The following is a 20,334-nucleotide window of genomic DNA, read 5'->3' on the forward strand; positions in this document are numbered from 1 at the left end:
TCGTACGGTTGCCCCGCGAGGGGCAGCATGCCCCGATAGCTCAGTGGCAGAGCACTTCCATGGTAAGGAAGGGGTCGTCAGTTCAATCCTGACTCGGGGCTCGCAGCATTCTTCTCACGCGGACGGATGCCTCGCGGCAGGGTAGCTCAGCTGGTTAGAGCGCACGACTCATAATCGTGAGGTCGCGGGTTCAAGCCCCGCTCCTGCTACAGATGAAAACCCCCGATTTATCGGGGGTTTTGTCGTTTCGACCGCTTCACCTCCCGCAGCAGGAGCGACCTCACGATTTCGGGATGCTGCAAGGTCGCGTAGTGCGAGCGCAGCAGCTCGTGATGATGAACGCGTATATAGTTCTGTCGTCGTCACGGAAGCATGTCCGGCCACGCGCTGCACGACATCCGGTGCAGCGCCGAGGTGCACGAACCAGGTCAGCGCCGTGTGTCTGAGGTCGTGGAAGCGCAGCGGTTCCCCATCGGGGAAGGTGGCGATCTGATCGCGGATCGAATGCCAGCGCACAGCGCGCGCGAGGTTGCCGGAATCGAACGCGCCTCCCTTGATCCCGGTGAAGACATGATCGAAGTCGTTCGGGGTCAGCCACGGCTGCAACTCGGCGAGGATTGGCACCGAGCGCACGCGCCCGCTCTTGGTCGGGCGCTCAACGAGCTTGCCGTTGCCGTCAGGGGAGAACGTGCGACGAACCGTCAGCAACCCTGCATCCGTGTCCACGTCCGCCCATCGAAGGCCGACCAACTCGCCAAGCCGCAGCCCGGTGTAAACGAGGCCAGCAAGGGTGCGCTGCCCGTTCGGAGTGTCCTTTGTCAGATCGAGCATCCGCGCCACCTGAACCGGCGTCAGAGCGCGTGCCACGGGATCGGGGTCATCTGCCTTCGACCGAGCGCGGGGGAGCGACCGGCAGGGGTTCGCGGGGATCTTCTGATCAAGTACCGCGAGTTCGCAGAGGCGGCGGAGCAGTGCCAAGGCGTCGGTCTTCGTCGAGGGTGCGCCGTCCCAGGACTCGCGAGCCTTAGCAATCTTCAAAGGCGTCAACTCGGTCAGATCGAGTGCGCCGAGCGTGGGGGCGAGCCGATGCCGCCACGCGCGCCCGTACGACGCCACAGTGTTCGAAGTCAGGCCTTCCGCGATCAGCACCACGTACTCGTCGTGCCACTCAGCCAAAGTCGGCATCAGCTCACCTCCTTTCGTTTCTTATTCGTGCGCTCAGCGCTGCTCGTACCGGCGACGACGCTCGTCGTACAGAGCCGCCAGCGCCTCGTCATCGGCCTTCGTCCACTGACCGCACATCGCCTTGCCGACAGCGATTCGTTCGGCACGTTCGATCCGCTCATTGAGGTCATCGAGGGTCATTCGTTGCCACTCGTCGGCTGATCCGGCGCAGGAATGTTCAGGGCGAGCCAACTGCCCTCGTCGGTCTGGTCAACCGAAAGCCGTTCGTGCACCAGCCCGCCGCCCACCGGTCGCTGTATGCCAATCAGACACTCGACATGATCGGCATACCGATACAGCCGCACATCTACAGCGAAGGCAGTTCGCTCATCCAACGACTCAAGGATTGGAATCGGCTCACCCGGATCAGCCGCAACAAATGACCGCCAGAAGGAGCGACCTGTCTGCTCGCCAACGTCAAGGCGAAGCCGCGCCACCTCAGTCGGTAGTTCCTCACCGGCGAACTCGTTATCGTGGTCAGTCATCGTCGCTCACCCCTACCGGTGCCGCGAACCGCTGTGCAATCTGTGCGATGTCCTGATCAGATACCCACGATGCACGGAACTGCACCACGTCACCGCTCTCACCGTCGATTACGTAGCCCATGCCAGGCGTTGAGGTCGGAATGCGGTCGCAGTGGGCGCCGGCCTCATACGCAGCCGAGCCGAGCGCAAGCACTGCATCGTCCTTCGTGCGGAACCGCAGCGCGATAGTCGCTGTGAACAGATCGCGCGATGACAGCGATTCCTTCCGGGGATCCTGCATCGCCGCGAGGGTCGCCCCGCCCGCTGCCCTCGCAGTCGAGAGCCACCGCTTGAGGTTCGCATCCACCGCGCCCCGAGACTTCGCATCCGGTGCAAGGTAGTTCAGCGATGCAGCCTCGTCCACGAGCAGCACCTCTAGTGGATGCTCGACTGTCGGCACGTGTTTGCGCAGCCCGTTCGAGCGCATGTACTCGAGTCGATCATCAAGCCGTCGGGCAAGGCGTTCGATCATCGCAGCGGCCTCGTCATAGGTGTACGCGACATCGTGGAACAACGCCCGACCTGCCGTGAGCTCAACGCCGCCTTTCAAATCGATGCCATGCACACGCACGATGCCCGCGTGGATGCTCGGCGAGAGTTGCCCGAGCACGCTCCAGATCACGGAGCCCTTGCCCGAGCCAGAAGCGCCGACCAGTAGCGTCTGCCGACCGAAGATCGGAAGCGAGAACGGGCCTTCCGACGTGACGCCGATACAAACCGGCGCAGCAGGATCGGCCAGCGGCACCATGCGGAACGGGATCGTTCCCTGATCCGCCAGAGCGTCGCGACTGCGAACCTGAACCCGAACCGACGATGCCGACGCCGCCGAGCACTCGACAGGGAACCCAAGCGCCGCGCTCATCTTCTCGTCGTCATAGTCGCTCGGCACAGTTCCCGGCACGACTTGATACACAGCCGCAGGGCCATGCGCACGCAGTTCAACGCGCACGAGCGCCGGGAAGGTTCGCAGCTTTTCGCCATTCCGAGCTGCTCCATCGCGGGTCACGCCCGCTGCCACCGCCCATTCCGGATTGACATGCCGCAGACGGGCGAGCGCCGACTTCTCGAACTTCGACAACGATGCACGATCCGCGCGGGCCAGCCGAGGTCGGAACACGGTCGCCAGGAACTTGCTCCGGCCTAGGACACGATAGCGAAGCGCGGGAATTATCGCGACGAGGATTGCACCGAGGATGAGCACGACCCACAACACACGCCCGAGCGTGGCGACCCCTTCGAGACCAGCCGGGGCACCAATCAGGCCGAAGACCAGCAGCAGAATGGTCATCAGCACCACGATCGACCAACCGATGAACCTATTCATGCTTGTTCTCCCCCTTGACGCTGAGGTAGCCCCAGAGCTTCACCGAGCGCGTTCCCGTCTCCCCTGACCATGTGCCGTCGTGCATCTGTCGCAGCTTGCGGGCGTCCGTCTCGAAGTAACCGAGCTCGTCCAACCCCTCCACGTGGAGGACGACACCTTGCAGATTCCCGTGCTCGTCCCGTTCGAAAACCTCCACCGAGCACGCATCCGACGACGACTTGACCGTGTCGGTAACCGCCACCTGGCACACATCCCGGGTGAACACACCGTCCGACGTGAGTTCCGACATCCGCACCCACACGCCCGATGAGAAGGCGGGAACGAATATGGAGGTCGTCAACATCCCGGGTGTCGACGGGGAGACCTCGCCCAGACGCATGTCGTAAGCGTCGTCCGCGTGCACAGGTGTCGGGGACACGCTCGGCTCCGCGACCGGTGACGGGGCGCACCCGACGATCCCAACCGCCACGAGGGCGAGCGCAACGACGCCCGCCCCCGCAGCAATGCGCTTCTGACGACGAGGCATCAGGATGCCGTCCTCTTGCCGCCCTGCCATGAACCGCTGACCGATACGCGGAGGTCGAACGAATCCTTCTGGTTCGACACGGTGATCCGTGCGTTGGAAGGATCGAGCGAGATCTCCTGGAAAGCGCCGACGCCTTCCTCGCGGTCGGTGGTCACCGACACGTCGATGACGTCGCTGCCGTCCTGAAGTTGGAGCAACGCGGCGTGCCTATACAGCGCCGCCCCGCGCTCGTTCCTTTGCGGGCGGTCACTGGACTTGCCTGCCTCGCGGTCGAACTCCATCACGGCGCGTCCCGGCTGCCCGCTCTTTGCGAGGAGCTTGATGCCAGAGGCATACGGAAGCGAGATCGAACCAGCCATCAGCGCACCACCGCCAGCGCCTCAGCGTCGGTCAAGAGCTGCACCTCGAACGTCCAGTTCTTCTTCTTCGCGCCCGTGACTCGTCGGACGTGCACGTACGGCGAGCCTTCCAACAGTCGAAGTCCCGTGCGAGCCGTGCCGCGCGTGCTGTGCGGACGGCGAGCGAGCTTCGTCGGGGAGACCACACGGAACTCCGTTGACGTGAGTTCACGCGGCACCGAATGCAGCAGAGCAGCGAGCACCGCCGTCCCAGCAGACGGAACCCCGTCAGCCACAGCCTTCTCATACAGCGGCGCGGCAAACAGATGAGCATTCATGTTCTTCTTCTTTCATTCGTGATGAGGGACATCCGGTCGGATGCCCCGTGCCGCGCATCCTGCGCGACGTGTAGACCTCGGTGACCGAAGCCACCCAGCCACCGAGGGGCTCGGGGAGCGGGGCACCCTCCACAGCACCCCGCCCTGGTTCTAGCTCGTGGCAGCGTTGCGCCACCCGGGGAAGTCCTGATCGAGCGTCAACTCCTGCCCAACGGAGAGCAGACCCAGCCGAGCCGCCTCACGCTGCAACCGCAGCCAGTCGCCAAGCCTGCTGCCGGTCGACGCCCGCCGAGCCAGCTCCTCCTCAAGCCGCGCGTACTCGGTGTGCTGAAACATCTGTCCGTCCATCTGTGGCTCCTTCGAACTAGAGCGATCCGATCCGGCTCGCTTCACTGCGTGTTCGCCACAATCTGTGGCGATGGGTCGAAGGTAACACGCGATAGGTGTTCGCCACAAGTTGGGGCGAACGCCTATGATCAGTCCTATGGCACGCAGACAGCCCGAACCCAGCTACGACGAGCGCAAGACCTACCCGGCGTTAGCCGCAGGGGACGATCCTGGCGCGCTTGCGCAGTACTTTGAGGCAGCAGGGGAGAGTCTCAAGCTCGTCGCAACGCTGCTTGCCGAGGACTCCGCACCTGAACTGATCGACGAGACGGGGGAGGCGATTCGCGTTGGAGTCGCACAGGCGGAAGAAGCCCGGCGGCTCTGGGTAGAGTTCATCACCCGCCACCAGTTACGCACTCAACGCGAACTCGCCGTGCTGCTCGATGCCGAGGTCGTGAGCGCCAGCCGGGTCTACAAATGGCGCTATGACCCGCTGGACACGAACCGTCTCACACCTTCGATTGTCCGTTGACCTCGTTGAGAGGCACTTCACTAGATCGAGAGTCTCGGAGTAGCCGCGACCGATAGCCTGAGCGCAAAGCTCTTGGGAGGCTCGTGTGCGTGGTCAACGGCTAAGAAGCAGTATCAAATGGATTGCGCTTGCCGCCGCAGCGCTGGTTTTTCTGGGCGGTGTCGGTCTGCTTATCGTCGGCCTGTTGCGTGCTGACGCGGCTCTCATTGGCTTTGCAACTACCAGCGTGCCTGCGTCGTTGGGCGCAGCAGCAGCAGTTCTTGGTATCGAGACTTGGGCGGACACTCGTGCGGCCGCGCTCGACGAGAAGTCGAGGCAAGCGTTGGAGCAATTCATCGCCATCTCTCCAGCAATCATTCAGGGGATCAACCTGGAGGGTGTCGACTTGCCCATGCGCGCCAACATGACGACCTGGGGTTCCCCGGCGCTGTTGCGAAAGATTGCCGAAAGAACTCGCTTGATCAACGTGATTGCTGAGGAATTTGGCCCCGAGGTCGCCAGAGTGCGCGAGTTAGCGGGCGACCCGAACGCAACCGTGACAATCGATATTGGCGACCGAAAGGCCCAACTTGCACAGTTGACCGTTGAAGCGGTAGCGATTGCTCGTGCCGAACTAGGCCCCGTCGCGGTTTCGCCCAGCGAGGTCTACGGGGTGCTCTATGGCAAAGTAAATGGCCGGAGTTGGGATCAGATCCCACCAATCGGGACCACACTGCCAGCGCCGACCGTGGTCATAGCACCATCCGCGGAAAGTTCCAATCCATGAAATAAAGGCGACCGCTTCGCGGTCGCAGGGCGGGACGGGGGCGGCTGCGCGTGCGGCTGACGCCGTTCTCGCCGCCCCCGTCCCGCCCTCGCGCGAACTCAACCCTTCTCAAGTCGGCCATTCCTGGCAATCCGCAGCCATCTATCGCCACTGCCGCAGGCGCGAGCGCCTTTGCCCTCGACCACGAACACGCCTAGTAGCCCCACCGTCACCAGCGAGGCTATTCCGAGCAGCTACCGCTACGGCGCACGGGCGTGTTGCCGTGACTCCCATGCTTCTCGGGCACGACGCGCTCTCAGATCAGCGGCGTAGTTCGCCCACCAAACCTCATCGTGCCCGATCCCGCCCGCCTCATCCGGGGCCGTGTTAGCAGCAGCCCACGCCATGCGCTCTTCGCGAATGCGCTTTCGGGTTAGATGCGCGAACGACCAGCCCGGACGCCGCTTCGTCGGACGGCTCATGGTCACAGTGTGACCGCCGTAGCCCAACGACCGATGCCCACGCTTCGAGCAATCTGCCGCACCCGTTAGCGGGCAGTCCTTGCAGCGCACCTTAAACCGCGTGGCGTGCCGCAGCCGACGCACGAACTCGAATCGCTCCGGTGACGGCTCGCCGTCGGCAGCATCCTGCCCCGGAACGATGTCCTTCAAGCTGTAGTTCAGGGCTTTCGAGACGTACCCGATGACACGCGCCGCAGCCGTAGACATGTCCGGCGGCACGCCTTCCTCCCGAGAGCGTCGGGGTTGAATTTCCCGATCCTGCACGCCCTTCTGGCCCCATGATGCAACTTCGCCTGTCACCGGATGAACAGCCGTAGCAGCGCGCGCCGCAGCACCCATCGCCGCAGCGGACACTGGCACCTGATCAGGCACCCGCACCACCGCGTGCAGATGCAGAGCCATCCGCGCTTGAACTTCCCGCACCACGAAATACTCCATCGACGGAGCACGCCGCCGCATCGCATCCACCGACGACGCCCACAACCTCGAGACCACGCCATGCCACGCCACCTGACCGACGTAGTCGTATCCGTCCAGGTCGACCGGGAGGCCCCGCAGATCGATGTCCGAGGGCTTATGTACGGTTCCACACGCACATCGCCGCCGTGCTTTGTCCCACGGCTTCGGGATTCGGTGAACAGCACCGAAACTGGGTGCGCTGAGGGTGATGAAGAAGTAGCGAAAGCCCTTCACTGGCTGAGCGTCCGCGTCGTACATGCCAGACCGCGCGAGCCGTTGCCAATCGCCCCGATACTGTGCCGCGCACGATGGGCACACAGCCGAGCGGCGCGACTGACAACGCACGAAAACCCCGGGCTGAGCCTCATACGGACGAGCGCAGTTCGAACGCCGCATCGCATCTGCGAAGGCATCCGCCAGCCCTTCAGTCAGCAGGTTTCGCGGCGAGTCTCAGACCTCATAATCGTGAGGTCGCGGGTTCAAGCCCCGCTCCTGCTACAGACTAGGACCCCCGGTTTTCCGGGGGTTTTGTCGTATCCGAGGCGATGTCCGGGGCGGCGCGGGGGAGGGCTGTGCCGGTTTTGTGCCGGTCAGCGGCGCGGCGACATGCGCCTAGCTGTACTGACCCGGATCGTTGTTGACGTAGGAGAGACCTTCGGTGTCGAGTGGGAGCTGTCTAGGTTCCGGTTCGATCACACGAAGGTCTCTCATGTCCCACGCTAATGCCCGGTTGGCTCCGGCCGGCAGATTGATCATGGTCCAGCGCATCCAGTCCGGGCGTGCGGTCGCGCATGTGGCGGCGGAGATGGGGGTCTCCCGCACGACCGCGTGGCGGTGGTGGCGCAGGTTCCGGGAGGAAGGGCGGGCGGGTCTGATTGACCGGTCCAGTGTCGCCAGGTCGCATCCCGCTCGGACGGGCCCGTGTCGGGAGACACGGGTGCGGATCATGCGACATCTCACCCGTCGCGGCCCGGTGTTCATCGCGGCGAAGCTGGGGATGCATTCCTCGACCGTCGGACGGGTATTGGCCCGGCACCACACCCCGCTGTTGCGAGAGACGGACCCGGTCACCGGGACCGTGATCCGCGCAGTGCGGCGTTCCGCCCGCCGTTACGAGCACGACCATCCCGGCTCGTTGATCCATATTGACGTGAAGAAGCTCGGACGCATCCCAGACGGAGGCGGATGGCGCGCGCACGGCCGCAGCGAGAAAGTCCGCAGCCGTGGGATCGGCTACGACTACATCCATGCCGTGATCGATGACCACTCCCGCCTCGCTTACGCCGAGATCCACGACGACGAGAAGGGCACCACCGCAGCCGGAGTCCTCGAACGCGCAATTGCGTTCTATGCCGCCCTCGGCGTCACCGTCGAGCGGGTCATCAGCGACAACGCCTTCGCCTACCGGCACTCGGCCGCGTTCCGCGCGGTCCTCGACGCCCACGGCATCACCCAGAAGTTCATCAAACCGCACTGCCCCTGGACCAATGGGAAAGTCGAAAGACTCAACCGCACCCTCGCCACCGAATGGGCCTACGCCCGCGCCTATACCTCGAACGCCGAACGCACAGCTGCCTTGCCCATCTGGCTCGACTACTACAACCTAGACAGAGCCCACCTCGGCATCGACGGCAAAACCCCCATCGACCGAATCAACAACGGTCGAGGTCAGTACACCTAGCGGCGCTTACGGGGCTTCGACGGACGTTCCAGTGGCGAGCCGATTCCGACGACGTGCCACCATCCGCAGTAGTGGCATCTCATTGCGCGGACCGGTTTGTGCACGCGTCGCGCTGCTGCGATCGCTTCGGCCTCGGAGTCGATCACAGCGCGGGTTGTGGGGCATCTCACGGTCACGCGAGGAGACTAGCTGTGACGACCGACATCGGCACCGCTGTTCCGGTTGCTGGCCCTTTACAGCGTGTACAAGTTAGACTTCTAGTACGGCGGGCAGTAGCCCTCGGAGCCTGGCAGTCTTCCGGACGGTATGACGAGCCAGGCTCACGTGTTTCTACAGCCGGGTGACCCGGGACTCGACAATCGTGTCGACGCGACGTATCCAATCGCCCCCGTTCGAGTAGCACCAGGCGACGGCATCGCTCACCCAGAGCAGCGGATGCTCGTGTGGAGCGACATGCCGGTACTGCATCTCTGATGACCGAGCGTGACGGATCACTTCGGCGATCAGACGCCGATCGGCACGTTGCAGGGACTCGTCTCGTTCGATGATCAGTTGCGCCACACCAGCGCGGACGGCCTCCTCAGCGAGCGCGCCAAGTGAGAGTGGGCGAGCCTCTTTGTCGGATCGTTGTTTCACGACCCAGACAGACACGCGCACGTCGAGAGCGCACATGCGCGAAAGGATCTGGCGGCGTCGGCTGTCGCTCTCGCTCTTGAAGTGAATGCGCCGCTGGCCAGGCTTGAGGAGATCGCGGAGTACCCGCTCGGATGATTGCACGGCTCCGACTGCGGAGGCGGTCGCGACGACGTAGTAGCCTCGCGCCTTCGACTCGTCGACGTAGACACGGTCGGAAGGGTGGAAGATCACCCTTCAACCCTAGACAGCACCTCAGACGCATCAAGGTGGTTGTGCAAGTCTCGCGGCCCGGCCGCTGAATCAAGTGTGGAGCTGTGAGAACTTTCTTTACTCTTTCAAGGGCCGGCCTAACGGCCGGCTGCGCCACCTGCGGTGCGTCCGGTCCTCGCTCCGCTGCGGTCCGGGCGCTCCTCGGCGGCTGTCACCAACCGATCGGCCGTGGCCTTCTTTCGTAGGTGAAGACGGGGGTCGGACGATGTCGCTCCGCCACGCTAATGTGCTTGTATCCGTGAAATTTCTTGCTTCGCGGGCCGCCGAAGTCCCGATGCCACCCAGGAAGAGGATCATGACAACGAAGTTCCAAATGCAACAGGTGCAAGTCTTGGCTGAACGTGCTTCGCAGAAGAAGATCGACTACACGCGTCACAAGTGCTTCATCTCGTATCATGTCGCTGACCTGGCGGAGGTCGAGACTTTTGTAACGGACTTCGGTTCCGAATTCATCCCTCGTTCAGTTGGAGTCACGGAGGATGACGATTTTGTCGCGAGCATCGACACTGACTACATCAAACGGCGCATACGTGAGAAATACCTCGCTGACTCGACGGTCACTATCGTCCTTCTCGGAACGGGAACCTGGGGCCGCAAATTTGTGGACTGGGAGATTTCTTCCAGCCTTCGCAATGACACGGTGAACAGGAGAAGCGGCTTGCTTGTCATCCCGCTCCCCTCGATGAACAACAGGGCGACGTTGCCCGATCGAGTAAAAGACAACTGGGTCGCTGATAACGCGGCAGCATCGTACGCGAGCTATCGCTCATACCCCACGACGTTGGCGGGTCTTCGAGGCGATATTGAAACTGCGTTTCAGGCGCGAAGTTCCAAGGGAAACCTTGTGGACAACTCGCGTGCGCTCCGGCAGCGCAATGCCAGCTGATGAGTAACTGCTAGGAGCGAGATGGCCGCTACGTACGGAATCCGAGTAGTGCATCGCGGACGAGGCGCAGATGTAGCGTCGCTCCGTCAAGCTATCGCGCAAGAGTTGGAATCGATAGGTCTTCACCGGTCTGTCTCGGTCGCGGTGGCTGACAGCGATCTTCCGCAGGGGATGCCGCATATCTGTGTCTGCCTCTGTGACAGGGGTAGCAAGTCCGATAGATCCGTTGGTGAAGACATCCGCGATGAGTTGGAGTCCGGCACCACGATCTTCCCGGTGGTTGAGGATCTGAAGCTCTTCAGCGAGCTAGTGCCTGAGCAGTTGACGTTTGCGAACGGTATCGCCTGGCAAGATGACGCGTCGCTCCAACGTCTAGTGCGAGTGCTGCTCGAGGAACTGGGTATCGAAGATCAGCAGCGGAGGGTTTTCATTAGCCATCGACGCACTGACGGGCTCGGGGTAGCGGAACAACTGCATGATCAGCTCAGCCACTTCAAGTTCCAGCCTTTCATCGACCGCTTTGCAATCCGAGAAGGAACTGACTTTCAGGAGGAAATTAGCCACGCGCTCGAAGATCATGCCTTTCTGCTGCTGCTAGAGACCCCCGACGCGCACACCTCCGATTGGGTCTTCGACGAGGTCGACTACGCCCTGAGTCATGCGATGGGAATTCTTATCGTGCGCTGGCCAGGCGATGTTCGCGAGGTGCCTGGCAGCGGTGGCCTTCCCCGTCATTCCCTAAGTGACGACGAAGTTACTACGGACGATCATGGCTACTCAATCCTCACGGACGCTGGCCTTGATCGCCTGCTTGAGGCCATTGAAGCAGCTCACGCGCGTGGACTGGTCAGGCGGCGGCGACTGCTCGTAGAGAGTGTGCGCGAGGCCGCCGTTGCTGCTGGCGTTGACAGTTGCATCTCGTTGCGGGACTGGAAGCTGCTTATCGGGACCTCGGAGGGGCTCTCTGTGGTGGGGACGTCGCCTAGGCTGCCATCCGCGATCGATCTGCAGGCGGTCGATGAAGCATCTACTCAGGCGAACGCGGACTTGCCGGGTGTGCTCGTCCACAGCGCACGGGCCCTGCCGACCGATTTGAGGAGACACTTGGAGTGGGTGTCCCATACTCGAAGCATGCGTGTCATTCCAGAAAACGCAATTGGGGGATGGTGGATCGATGGCCATTGAACTGACCCCCATGCGAGACGGCGGCGAAAACGCCGGAACGATCTTCTTGTCGGGCAGCATTCCCGACCCTGGAAGATGGGACGGCGACTTCGAGGCGCTGGAGATCACTGACGCCGTAGTTGCGCTCGCGCGCGCGTGCCTGACTCAGAACTACCGGATCGTAACTGCCGCGCATCCAACGCTTGCGCCGCTTCTGTTGTACGTTGCTGCGGAGTTTCCCGCCTCGGCCGAACCTTCGATCATCATCTACCAATCGCTTCTATTCACGGATGTTCTCCCGACTGCGACGCGACGATTCGAAGCCGAGGGCGTAGGACAACTGGTTTGGACAGACGCCCACGAGGGCGACAGGCCGGAGCCAGGGCATTGGGACTCAAGCTTGGAGCTGATGCGTACGCGCATGCTAAATGACACGGATCCGCAAGGAGCCGCGTTCATCGGAGGCATGGAAGGCGTTCAGTCTGAGTTCGCGATGTTCGCAAGTATGCATCCCAACCGCCCTATGTGCGCGGTCAAGCGACCGGGAGGCGAAGCAGCGTCCCTTGGCGCCGAAGGATCACAGACGCTCCTTGTGGATGTCGATCAGGAGGCCACATACCCGTCGCTTTGGCGAGCGTTTCTGTCGTTCGTGTGACTAGTTGGTTGCACTCGCTATCGTCGATGACGTTGCGAGAAGACGATGTCGACGTGCGACGAGTGTAAGTACTGACATGCCGGACCCGTGCCGGTTCTGTGCCGGTAGCTCCGCTGAAACTACCCCAAACCAGCCGCGACTAACGATGACGACTTCCCCGGAATTGCGCGGTAAGCGGCGACCAACCAGCACCCGCCAGCCCACCGCATCTAACTCATAATCGTGAGGTCGCGGGTTCAAGCCCCGCTCCTGCTACAGATGTGAAAGCCCCGGTTCGCCGGGGTTTTTCTGTATCCCCGGGCGGTGTGGCCGAACGTCTGGCCATGTGCCGGTCGCGGCTCCAGACAGAGAGGATCGGCCGTCTTCGGGTGTCGCTCTCGCTTGTGAAGCGGAGGCGCCGCTAACCGGGCTTGAGAAGGTCCCGCCGAATTCGGTCGGACGTGTGGGGCCCCGATCGCGGACGCGGCCGCGAGGACGCAGGAGCCGCGCCTTGGACTCGTCGAGAAAGACGCGGTCGGCGGGGCGTACGGTCACGGATCAGCCGCCATCGCCGCGTCTGACGTAGCGAGGCCCGGCGCGAGAGTATCGCCGGTCATCTGGGCAGCGTGGAGCGGTGAGGACCGTCTTCAGGTACTCACTGCCGGCGTCTGCAGCGCAACCAGCGGGTGGGCCATGGAAGGCTCACCTCGACAGGCGGTCGCCCTGCGCGAAGGCGGCACGCGCGGCCCCGATGGCGGACATGGCGCGTGGCCAGCCCGTGTAGAAGGCGAGGTGCGTGATCACCTCGACGAGTTCTTCCTCCGTCGCGCCGTTGTCGCGCGCGAAGGCGAGGTGGAAGCCCAACTGTTCGACGGCGCCGATCGTGACCAGAGCGGAGACGGTGACCAGGCTGCGATCGCGAGGCGAAAGCTCGGGGCGTGCCCAGACCTCGTCGAAGAGCACCTTGTCGGTGTAGCGCGCAAGCGCAGGGGCGATGTCGCCGACAGAGTCCTGTCCGCCCGTCCACCCGGTCACGCCGTCACCTGGCCGTTGTACTCGGCGTCGGTGATGTGCTCTTTCCAGACGCTGTTGGTGGCCGGGTCGTCGCCTCTCTCGAGCATCGCGATGTGCTCCATGAAGCATCCGGCGGCCGAGGCATGCCAGTGGTCCTGACCCGGCGGGGTGTACAGCGTCTGGCCCGCGTGTACGTCGATGATCGCTCCATCGCGGGTGCCGAAGCGCGCGACGCCCTGCGTGACTCGCAGATACTGTCCGCGGGCGTGGGGATGCCAGGCCGTGCGCGCGCCGGGCGCGAACTTCACGACCGCGACGGACATCCGCTGGTCGCCCTCGTGCGGAACGGCGATCATGTCGACCCAGACGTCACCGGCGAACTGCTCCGGAGGGTTCTTGACGGTCGGCTGGACGGGTTCGATGTGCATGGGTTCTCCTCGTTCGATGGGCGGATTAATGCGGGTGGGGCCCAGCGGAGCCCACCCGCGCTGAGGGCTCAGTCGGTGGTCAGCAGCACCTTGGTGGCGCGGCGCTCATCCATGGCCTTGTATCCCGCCGCTGCCTCCTCGATCGGGAGCGTGAGGTCGAACACGATCCCCGGGTCGATCTGGTCGGTCATGATCAGTTCGATCAGGTCGGGCAGGAAGCGCCGAACGGGAGCAGGGCCGCCGAGAAGGCTGACGGTGGAGAAGAACAGATCCAGGCCGTCCAGCTCGACGCCGTGGCTCACGCCCACGTAGCCGACGTGACCGCCGGGGCGCGTGGCATGGATGGCCTGCATCATCGACTCCTGCGTGCCGACGGCCTCCACGGTGGAGTGCGCGCCGTAGCCGCCCGTGAGCTCCTTGATCTTCGCGACGCCCGCCTCTCCGCGCTCCTCGACGATGTCGGTCGCGCCGAAGGTCTTCGCGAGCGCCTGGCGCTCAGGGTGGCGTGACATCGCGATGATGCGCGAGGCGCCGAGCTGTTTCGCGGCGAGGATCGCGAGGAGTCCCACAGCCCCGTCCCCGACGACGGCGACCGTCTTGCCCGGGCCCGCCTCGGCAGCGACAGCGGCGAACCATCCGGTGCCGAGCACATCAGAGGCGGCCAGGAGGCTGCGCCTCTGCGCCTCGGTCGGCTCGCCCTTCACCACGACCAGGGTGCCGTCGGCGAGGGGGATGCGCGCGTAGTCGGACTGGGTGCCCACCGAGCCCATCATGACCTGGTGGATGCAGCGGGACTGGAACCCCGCCTGGCAGATCTCGCAGGTGTTGTCGGACGCGACGAACGACCCGACGACGAGATCGCCGATGCGGATGTCGCGCACGTCGTCGCCGATCTCCTCGACGATGCCGATGTACTCGTGACCCATCGGTGTCGGCGCGTGCACCGGCTCGATGCCGCGATACGGCCACAGATCCGATCCGCAGATGCAGGCGGCGGTGACGCGGATGATCGCGTCGGTGGCGGCGACGATCACGGGCTTGTCGATCTCATCGACACGGACGTCGCCGGGGGCGTGCATGATGACTCCACGCATGGTGGTTCTCCTTCAATGGGTGAGAGTGGCGGATGCCGCCGGATGCGAGCCGTCGGGCAGGCTGCGGCGACGGAAGGGAGAGGTGAGGAGCAGCGCGACGGCGGCGAGCACGGTCGTTGCGACTGTGACGACGCCGAGCGGGAGGATGCTCGTCGCTCCGGCGATGCCGACCAGGGGAGCGGCGATGCCGCCGAACCCGAAGCGCACCATCCCGAGCAGCGATGACGCGGTGCCCGCGATCTGCGGGTAGCCGACGAGCGCGAGGGTCGTCGCGGGAGGGGACGAGATCGCGACGCCGCTGGACAGCAGGAACAGCGATACCAGTACCACGGCCAACGGCATCGTCGTGATGCCGGCGGCCAGCAGTCCTGCGGCGCCGAGCAGCGAGGTCGCGATGCCGACGGCCAGAGTGCCGCGCACGCTCACGCGCTCGGAGACGCGTCCGGCGAGATACCCGCACACCATGAAGCCGGCGGAGTTCGCGCCGAAGGCGAGAGCGTACCCCAGCGGAGAGAGACCGTAGATGTCCTGCAGCACGAAGGTCGCCCCGGCCAGGTATGCGAACAGCGCGGCATACAGGAACCCCTGGTTGAGGATCGCTCCCAGGAACACCCGGTCGGACAACAGCGTGCGGAAGTCCTGCACGGTGCGACCGAAGCCACCTGCGGCCCGATCGCCCGCGGGCAAGGTCTCGCGGAACACGAGGAGCGTCACGGTGAGGATGAGGGCCCCGATCGCGGCGAGGAAGACGAACAGCCCGCGCCAATCCGTGACACTGCTGAGCAGACCCCCGAGGAGCGGTCCGACGATCGCAGCGAAGCCGCCGATCACGGTGAGGCGTCCGTAGAAGCGGATGAGCGCGGTTCCGGTGTAGACGTCACGGCCGGCGGCCTGCGCGATCACGATGCCGACGCCTCCCGCCAGCCCCTGAACGAACCTCGCGAGGATGAGCAGTTCCACCGTGGGGCTGATCGCGCACAGCAGTGATGTCGCGATGTAGGCGACGATGCCGAACAGGAGGACGCCACGGCGCCCGTGGCGGTCCGAGACCGGGCCCGCGACCAGCTGCCCGACGGCGAGGCCGATGAGGCACGCGGTGACCGTGAGCTGCGCGATCGACGTGGATGCCCCGAGCTCGCCCGTCAGCGCGGGGAGTGCAGGGAGGTACAGGTCCATCGAGATCGGTCCGAACACCGTCAGCAGGAGAAGCAGCCCAGGGAGCAGGCTGCTCGCCGCAGCGCGGGTGTGTGTCGTGGTCATGTCATCCAGACTCCTTCCGATCTCCCGCGTGGGGGAGTCCCTGATGAGACGTGTACTGCGAGGGCCTCCCTCCGAACACCGCTGGCGGGTAACGTCCTGCACATGGACAATCGAGCCGAGGTGCGTGAGTTCCTGATGAGCCGCCGCGCGCATGTCACCCCGCACGCGGCAGGGCTCACGGCCGGATCGAACCGGCGGGTCGAGGGTCTGCGTCGCAGCGAGGTCGCCGCGCTCGCCGGAGTCAGCGTGGAGTACTACGCCAAGCTCGAGCGCGGTGCGATCGCCGGCGCATCTTCCTCGGTGCTCGATGCCATCTCAACGGCGCTGCAGCTCGATGATGCCGAGCGCGCTCATCTCCTCGACCTCGCGCGTGCGGCGGACGGCATCCCGTCGAGCGGTCGCTCGCGCCGGCGCACCACGAAGCCGGGGGCTCCGCGGGCGAGCCTGCAGCGGGCGCTGTCGTCGATCACCGACGCCGTCGCGTTCGTGCGGGACCCCCGCCAGAACCTGCTGGCGACGAACGACCTCGGCCGCGCGTTCTACTCGCCCGTGATCGGTGACGGCGGTCGCACGCCGAACCTCGCCCGGTTCCAGTTCCTCGACCCGGCCGCGCACGACTTCTATCCCGACTGGGACCTGTTCGCGGAGATGTGCGTCGCGATCATGCGCGCCGAAGCGGGGCGGGACCCGCATGACAAGGGCCTCCAGGATCTGGTCGGCGAGCTCTCCACGCGCAGTGAGACGTTCCGCCGGTTGTGGGCGGCGCATGACGTGCGCACGCACGGCGCGGGCACGAAGCGCTTCCATCACCCGGTCGTGGGCGAGCTGATTCTCGCCTACGAAGAGCTCGCGATCACGGCGGAACCAGGCAACGTGCTCATGATCTACACCGCAGAACCGGGCTCGCCTTCTGCAGAGCGCCTCGCGCTCCTGGCGTCGTGGGCGGCAGAGCAACCGCCGGCACTCCCTGCCGACGACGGCTCGAGCGGTGCGAAGGCGCCCGACTCGGGCGCCCGGTCTGTGTGAGTGGTGGGTGGGGTCCTGGACGGTTGAGGGCGAACTCTTCGCGATCGCCAGCCTGCACCGCTTCGAGGCTGGACGAGTTCCTTCCCTCATGTAGTTGCCGATGAGGAAACTACATGTTAGTTTCTTGAAAGGAAACTACTGAGGGGGAATGATGGATAGCGACGAAGCAGCGCACCGCCTTGCAGAGGTGCATCGGGTGAAGCGCCTGTCGGTTCGACGGGGAGTGTGGGTCATGTCTCTCGTCATCTCTGCCGCGGCGCTGGCAAACGGAGTGGTTCTCGACTTGGGCATGGTGTATCTCTCCGGGCTCATCGTGCTGGGCGTGGTGGGGCTGTTGTCGATCCGATCGATCCGGCCGCGGTTGACGTGGTCCGACCGGATCGGCGCGTGGCTGGTCGGCGGCGGCGCAGTTCTGGCGCTCGCGGCATACGTCGCCGTGCAGTTTCCCGCGCGTGCGGCCGGATGGATCGCCCCCAACACGATCGGGGCGTTGGCTGCCATCGTCGTGATCCTCATCTTCTGCCGGGCCGGCCTGCAGCGCCTGGCGAACGCCTCAACGGCTGTGGAATCCCGGAAGGCAGCATGAGCGAGACGCCCGGGGAGGAGACAGCGGCTGTGCATCTCGACCCGCTGCTGCATGAGCCGGTGCGGTTGGCCGTCCTAGCGGCGCTTGCTCCGGCCGACTTCATCGAGTTCTCGGCACTACTCGGCCTTGTCGGCGTGAGCAAGTCGGCGTTGTCCAAGCACGTCTCCGCGCTGACCGATGCCGGGGTCGTCGAGGTCTCGAACAGCCCGGCCGACAAGAGGGCGCGTCGCATCGCGCTTACTGACGCCGGGAGGGAGTCCTTCGACGCCTACCTTCGACGGCTCGAAGCGATCGTCCGAGCCGCACGAGGGTGACGGGGCCCAACTCACCGTTGGTGTGCGCCCGGGAAGACGCAGCAATCTCAGCGACAGCGAGAACTGATTTGTGACGAATCACCCGCTCCGCACGTCTTAGTGACGAGCGAGGAGATCGCTCCTGACCGACGCTCACGGGCTCGGTCGGACACTCATCGAGACAGGACTCGTCATGGCAAACCAGGACCAGAACACCCCCACCACTCCCGCAGAGTCGGAGCTCGCTCAGGCCATGCCGAAGACGGCAGCGCCGAAGGCCGCTGCGGCGTCGCGCGTCGACCGCTCGACTGCGTTCTCCACGTCGCGGGTTCCCGCTGACGAGAACGCCGCCGGAAAGACGGTCATCGCTGACGGGGTGGTCGCCAAGATCGCCGGTATCGCCGCCCGTGAGGTTCCGGGCGTCTACGCGCTCGGCGGTGGCGGAGCGCGCGCCTTCGGTGCGATCCGCGATGTCATCAACGCCACCGACCTCGCGCAGGGCGTCAAGGTCGAGGTCGGCGAGACCCAGGCCGCGGCAGACCTGACCATCGTGGTCGAGTACCCGGCCCCCGTGCAGGAAGTCGCCGGCAACGTGCGTGCCGCAGTCGCGGGCGCCATCAGTCGTCTGGTCGGACTCGAGGTCGTCGAGGTCAACGTCGAGGTCAACGATGTGCATGTCCCCGGCGATGACAGCGACACCGAAGAGGAGTCGCGAGTCTCATGAGCCCCACCACCACCGGCGCCCTGATCGGCGCCCTCCTCGCTCTGGCGGCACTGCTGTTCGGGTTCTGGGGATTCCTCCTCATGGCCCTGTTCGCCGGCATCGGAGCGCTCGTCGGTCGCATCGCCTCGGGCAAGATCGACGTGCGCGGTCTCGCTGATGCCTTCACCGGGCGGCGTACCTCCTGATGCGCGCCGACCAGCACCTCATCTCCGGTGGTGGCCCTTCCGCGGCCACCACCGGAGAGGTCCCCGTTCCCGGCCGCATCGACGTGAAAGAGCGCGTGTACCGTACGGTCACCGAACAGGCGTCAGCGACGTTGATCGGTGTGCCTCGTGGTGACGTGAAGGTCGATGTCACCGAGCATCCGGGCGGCATCGCCGTCCGCATCGCCACCCCCCTTCCCATCCCCGATCTGGACGACACCGCCGCGATCGCGCAGACCGTGCCGGTGCTCGATCAGGCCCGCGATCTGCAGGAGCAGTTGCAGCAGCGCCTGACGACTCTCCTCGGCAGAGACGTCAACCGGATCAACCTGACCATCACCGGTGCCACGACACCCGTGAGGAGACGAGTGCTATGAGTACGCCCGTGCTGCGCCGCGTCGTGCGACGCGAGACGCACTCACCTCGGACCGTCGCGGTCTTCGTCGCCGTGATCCTGCTGATCCTCGCACTCGCCTATATCGGGCTTGAGATCGTGCTGTACCTGGCCGCGCAGCCTGCGCTCCTGGCGGGTCCCGTCGCCGGATGGGGATGGCTGGTCGGCCTGCCGACAGCCCAGCCTGCGGGGCTCGTGATCGCCGGCAGCGTGGTTCTGGCCCTGATCGGGCTGGTCTTCATCTGGCTCGCGGTCATGCCCGGAAGGCTCTCCAAGCACACGCTCGAAGTCGGAGGTCGTGCTGTCGTCGTCGACAACGGCGTCATCGCGAGTGCGCTCGCCCAGCACCTCTCCGAGGAGATCGGCATCGCGCGCGAGAACATCACCGTCGGCGTCGGTCACCGCAGCGTCGATGTCACCGTGCGGCCCGGTGCCGGCATCCCGCTGGACAAGAACGAGGTGCAGGCGGCGGCGGAGGCCGAACTCGGTAGCTATCGCCTGACCCGCACGGTTCGCACCCGCGCGCGCATCGAGCGCCCCACCGAGAAGGAAGACGAGCTGTGAACAACACGAACCGTGCGCTGAACCGCACCCTGCTGCTGATCATCGGACTGCTGTTCCTCGGTCTGGGCGCGATCGGAATCGCGATCATGACGTGGCCCACCGTCGCCGACGTGTGGAAGGCCGGCGGCAAGGGTGCCCAATCCTGGCTCGACCAGGCGTTCGCGTCGACCCAGATCGCCGGCACTCAGATCACCTGGATCGCCGTGGGCGGTGTCGCGGCGATCGTCGTGGTCATCATCCTGCTGATCCTCGCGCTCACGAGCGTGGCCGGTCATCGCTCGAAGACCGTCTTCCGCTCCTCGGGCGCGCAGAACCCGCTCGGTCGGGTCACGGTGACGGAGTCGTTCGTGTCGGATGCCGTGAAGAACTCGCTCAGTGCTCGGGACGAGATCCTCTCGACCCAGGTGACGGCGAACGACATCCGCCGAGAGCCGGTGCTGCATGTCTCGGTGACTCCGAGGCAGAACACCGACCCGCGGCTGCTCGTCGACCACGTGGATCGCCTGCTCGCCAACCTCGCCACCCTGACCGGTCGCGAGACTGAGACCTACATCTCGATCCACACGGGTCTGCGGGCACGCCTCGCGCACGATCAGCGACGGCTGTCCTGACCGCGAGC

27 protein-coding genes and 2 tRNA genes are annotated in these 20,334 nt (G+C 64.8%); 16 read left to right on the forward strand and 13 right to left on the reverse strand.

Annotated features, from left to right (window positions below; genetic code table 11):
* Window positions 1-29: 29 nt before the first annotated feature.
* A tRNA-Thr gene (locus tag MRBLWO12_RS01030) sits at window positions 30-101 on the forward strand.
* A gap of 34 nt (window positions 102-135) precedes the next feature.
* Window positions 136-209, forward strand: a tRNA-Met gene (locus MRBLWO12_RS01035).
* On the opposite strand, the gene MRBLWO12_RS01040 is transcribed toward MRBLWO12_RS01035, so the two are convergent.
* The 7 genes from MRBLWO12_RS01040 to MRBLWO12_RS01070 all read right to left on the reverse strand — a co-directional run bounded on the left by MRBLWO12_RS01040 (window position 169) and on the right by MRBLWO12_RS01070 (window position 4,622).
* Window positions 169-1,185 (reverse strand): tyrosine-type recombinase/integrase, encoded by a 1,017-nt coding sequence (locus tag MRBLWO12_RS01040; protein ID WP_363558479.1) that lies wholly within the window; start codon window positions 1,183-1,185, stop codon window positions 169-171. The genes MRBLWO12_RS01035 and MRBLWO12_RS01040 overlap by 41 nt on opposite strands.
* A gap of 176 nt (window positions 1,186-1,361) precedes the next feature.
* On the reverse strand, window positions 1,362-1,709 hold the full coding sequence (locus tag MRBLWO12_RS01045; protein WP_363551832.1) for a hypothetical protein: 348 nt from the start codon (window positions 1,707-1,709) through the stop codon (window positions 1,362-1,364).
* Window positions 1,702-3,072, reverse strand: a complete 1,371-nt coding sequence (locus tag MRBLWO12_RS01050; RefSeq protein ID WP_363551834.1) for a hypothetical protein — start codon at window positions 3,070-3,072, stop codon at window positions 1,702-1,704. The genes MRBLWO12_RS01045 and MRBLWO12_RS01050 overlap by 8 nt, the downstream gene beginning before the upstream one ends.
* The gene (locus MRBLWO12_RS01055) at window positions 3,065-3,451 is read right to left on the reverse strand and encodes a hypothetical protein (RefSeq protein WP_363551836.1); all 387 of its coding nucleotides are present in this window, start codon (window positions 3,449-3,451) and stop codon (window positions 3,065-3,067) included. Before MRBLWO12_RS01055 ends, MRBLWO12_RS01050 begins: the two co-directional genes overlap by 8 nt.
* A 146-nt stretch (window positions 3,452-3,597) precedes the next feature.
* Window positions 3,598-3,957: a hypothetical protein gene (locus tag MRBLWO12_RS01060; protein ID WP_363551838.1), complete on the reverse strand. Its 360-nt coding sequence runs from the start codon at window positions 3,955-3,957 to the stop codon at window positions 3,598-3,600.
* Complete coding sequence (locus tag MRBLWO12_RS01065; RefSeq protein ID WP_363551840.1) at window positions 3,957-4,274, reverse strand: hypothetical protein; 318 nt, start codon at window positions 4,272-4,274, stop codon at window positions 3,957-3,959. The genes MRBLWO12_RS01060 and MRBLWO12_RS01065 overlap by 1 nt, the downstream gene beginning before the upstream one ends.
* Before the next feature lie 150 nt (window positions 4,275-4,424).
* Window positions 4,425-4,622, reverse strand: a complete 198-nt coding sequence (locus MRBLWO12_RS01070) for a hypothetical protein (RefSeq protein ID WP_363551842.1) — start codon at window positions 4,620-4,622, stop codon at window positions 4,425-4,427.
* 136 nt (window positions 4,623-4,758) lie between these two features.
* Here MRBLWO12_RS01070 and MRBLWO12_RS01075 point away from each other — a divergent pair, with 136 nt between their 5' ends.
* Both MRBLWO12_RS01075 and MRBLWO12_RS01080 read left to right on the forward strand, forming a co-directional pair.
* On the forward strand, window positions 4,759-5,133 hold the full coding sequence (locus tag MRBLWO12_RS01075; RefSeq protein ID WP_363551844.1) for a hypothetical protein: 375 nt from the start codon (window positions 4,759-4,761) through the stop codon (window positions 5,131-5,133).
* Between the two features lie 85 nt (window positions 5,134-5,218).
* Window positions 5,219-5,899, forward strand: a complete 681-nt coding sequence (locus MRBLWO12_RS01080; protein WP_363551846.1) for a hypothetical protein — start codon at window positions 5,219-5,221, stop codon at window positions 5,897-5,899.
* Window positions 5,900-6,138: 239 nt separating this feature from the next.
* Here MRBLWO12_RS01080 and MRBLWO12_RS01085 read toward each other — a convergent pair whose 3' ends face one another.
* Window positions 6,139-7,254, reverse strand: coding sequence for a replication initiator (locus MRBLWO12_RS01085; RefSeq protein WP_363551848.1), 1,116 nt, complete (start codon window positions 7,252-7,254; stop codon window positions 6,139-6,141).
* A 313-nt stretch (window positions 7,255-7,567) separates the two neighbouring features.
* On the opposite strand from MRBLWO12_RS01085, the gene MRBLWO12_RS01090 reads away from it, so the two are divergent.
* Window positions 7,568-8,539, forward strand: a complete 972-nt coding sequence (locus tag MRBLWO12_RS01090) for an IS481 family transposase (protein WP_363551850.1) — start codon at window positions 7,568-7,570, stop codon at window positions 8,537-8,539.
* Between the two features lie 330 nt (window positions 8,540-8,869).
* On the opposite strand, the gene MRBLWO12_RS01095 is transcribed toward MRBLWO12_RS01090, so the two are convergent.
* Entirely contained in the window at window positions 8,870-9,406 is a 537-nt protein-coding gene (locus MRBLWO12_RS01095; protein WP_363551852.1) for a hypothetical protein, read from the reverse strand.
* Window positions 9,407-9,740: 334 nt separating this feature from the next.
* Here MRBLWO12_RS01095 and MRBLWO12_RS01100 point away from each other — a divergent pair, with 334 nt between their 5' ends.
* The 3 genes from MRBLWO12_RS01100 (at window position 9,741) to MRBLWO12_RS01110 (ending at window position 12,150) form a co-directional block, all read left to right on the forward strand.
* Complete coding sequence (locus MRBLWO12_RS01100) at window positions 9,741-10,331, forward strand: TIR domain-containing protein (protein ID WP_363551854.1); 591 nt, start codon at window positions 9,741-9,743, stop codon at window positions 10,329-10,331.
* A 144-nt stretch (window positions 10,332-10,475) separates the two neighbouring features.
* Entirely contained in the window at window positions 10,476-11,516 is a 1,041-nt protein-coding gene (locus MRBLWO12_RS01105; RefSeq protein WP_363551856.1) for a toll/interleukin-1 receptor domain-containing protein, read from the forward strand.
* Complete coding sequence (locus MRBLWO12_RS01110; RefSeq protein WP_363551858.1) at window positions 11,506-12,150, forward strand: hypothetical protein; 645 nt, start codon at window positions 11,506-11,508, stop codon at window positions 12,148-12,150. Before MRBLWO12_RS01105 ends, MRBLWO12_RS01110 begins: the two co-directional genes overlap by 11 nt.
* Window positions 12,151-12,831: 681 nt before the next feature.
* Here the strand turns inward: MRBLWO12_RS01110 and MRBLWO12_RS01115 are convergent.
* From MRBLWO12_RS01115 to MRBLWO12_RS01130, 4 genes are all read right to left on the reverse strand, one after another.
* Window positions 12,832-13,164 (reverse strand): carboxymuconolactone decarboxylase family protein, encoded by a 333-nt coding sequence (locus tag MRBLWO12_RS01115; RefSeq protein WP_363551860.1) that lies wholly within the window; start codon window positions 13,162-13,164, stop codon window positions 12,832-12,834.
* Complete coding sequence (locus MRBLWO12_RS01120; RefSeq protein WP_363551862.1) at window positions 13,161-13,571, reverse strand: cupin domain-containing protein; 411 nt, start codon at window positions 13,569-13,571, stop codon at window positions 13,161-13,163. The genes MRBLWO12_RS01115 and MRBLWO12_RS01120 overlap by 4 nt, the downstream gene beginning before the upstream one ends.
* A 68-nt stretch (window positions 13,572-13,639) precedes the next feature.
* Window positions 13,640-14,665, reverse strand: coding sequence for a zinc-dependent alcohol dehydrogenase family protein (locus tag MRBLWO12_RS01125; RefSeq protein ID WP_363551864.1), 1,026 nt, complete (start codon window positions 14,663-14,665; stop codon window positions 13,640-13,642).
* Window positions 14,666-14,677: 12 nt separating this feature from the next.
* On the reverse strand, window positions 14,678-15,925 hold the full coding sequence (locus MRBLWO12_RS01130) for a multidrug effflux MFS transporter (RefSeq protein ID WP_363551866.1): 1,248 nt from the start codon (window positions 15,923-15,925) through the stop codon (window positions 14,678-14,680).
* A gap of 102 nt (window positions 15,926-16,027) precedes the next feature.
* Here MRBLWO12_RS01130 and MRBLWO12_RS01135 point away from each other — a divergent pair, with 102 nt between their 5' ends.
* The 8 genes from MRBLWO12_RS01135 to MRBLWO12_RS01170 all read left to right on the forward strand — a co-directional run bounded on the left by MRBLWO12_RS01135 (window position 16,028) and on the right by MRBLWO12_RS01170 (window position 20,326).
* Complete coding sequence (locus MRBLWO12_RS01135; protein ID WP_363551868.1) at window positions 16,028-16,951, forward strand: helix-turn-helix transcriptional regulator; 924 nt, start codon at window positions 16,028-16,030, stop codon at window positions 16,949-16,951.
* Window positions 16,952-17,183: 232 nt separating this feature from the next.
* Window positions 17,184-17,537 carry a hypothetical protein gene (locus tag MRBLWO12_RS01140; RefSeq protein WP_363551870.1) on the forward strand — a complete coding sequence of 118 codons (354 nt, stop codon included), beginning with the start codon at window positions 17,184-17,186 and terminating at the stop codon, window positions 17,535-17,537.
* Window positions 17,534-17,851 carry a MarR family winged helix-turn-helix transcriptional regulator gene (locus MRBLWO12_RS01145; RefSeq protein ID WP_363551872.1) on the forward strand — a complete coding sequence of 106 codons (318 nt, stop codon included), beginning with the start codon at window positions 17,534-17,536 and terminating at the stop codon, window positions 17,849-17,851. The genes MRBLWO12_RS01140 and MRBLWO12_RS01145 overlap by 4 nt, the downstream gene beginning before the upstream one ends.
* A 172-nt stretch (window positions 17,852-18,023) precedes the next feature.
* The gene (locus tag MRBLWO12_RS01150; protein WP_363551874.1) at window positions 18,024-18,554 is read left to right on the forward strand and encodes an Asp23/Gls24 family envelope stress response protein; all 531 of its coding nucleotides are present in this window, start codon (window positions 18,024-18,026) and stop codon (window positions 18,552-18,554) included.
* A complete protein-coding gene (locus MRBLWO12_RS01155) occupies window positions 18,551-18,739 on the forward strand; it encodes a DUF2273 domain-containing protein (RefSeq protein WP_141872954.1) in 189 nt (62 codons plus the stop codon). Before MRBLWO12_RS01150 ends, MRBLWO12_RS01155 begins: the two co-directional genes overlap by 4 nt.
* Window positions 18,739-19,134 carry a hypothetical protein gene (locus MRBLWO12_RS01160; RefSeq protein ID WP_363551876.1) on the forward strand — a complete coding sequence of 132 codons (396 nt, stop codon included), beginning with the start codon at window positions 18,739-18,741 and terminating at the stop codon, window positions 19,132-19,134. The genes MRBLWO12_RS01155 and MRBLWO12_RS01160 overlap by 1 nt, the downstream gene beginning before the upstream one ends.
* Window positions 19,131-19,715, forward strand: coding sequence for a DUF6286 domain-containing protein (locus MRBLWO12_RS01165; protein WP_363551878.1), 585 nt, complete (start codon window positions 19,131-19,133; stop codon window positions 19,713-19,715). Before MRBLWO12_RS01160 ends, MRBLWO12_RS01165 begins: the two co-directional genes overlap by 4 nt.
* On the forward strand, window positions 19,712-20,326 hold the full coding sequence (locus MRBLWO12_RS01170; RefSeq protein ID WP_363551880.1) for a hypothetical protein: 615 nt from the start codon (window positions 19,712-19,714) through the stop codon (window positions 20,324-20,326). Before MRBLWO12_RS01165 ends, MRBLWO12_RS01170 begins: the two co-directional genes overlap by 4 nt.
* Window positions 20,327-20,334: the final 8 nt, after the last annotated feature.

Origin of the sequence: Microbacterium sp. LWO12-1.2 (genome assembly GCF_040675875.1) — a bacterium.
Taxonomy (GTDB): Bacteria; Actinomycetota; Actinomycetes; order Actinomycetales; family Microbacteriaceae; genus Microbacterium.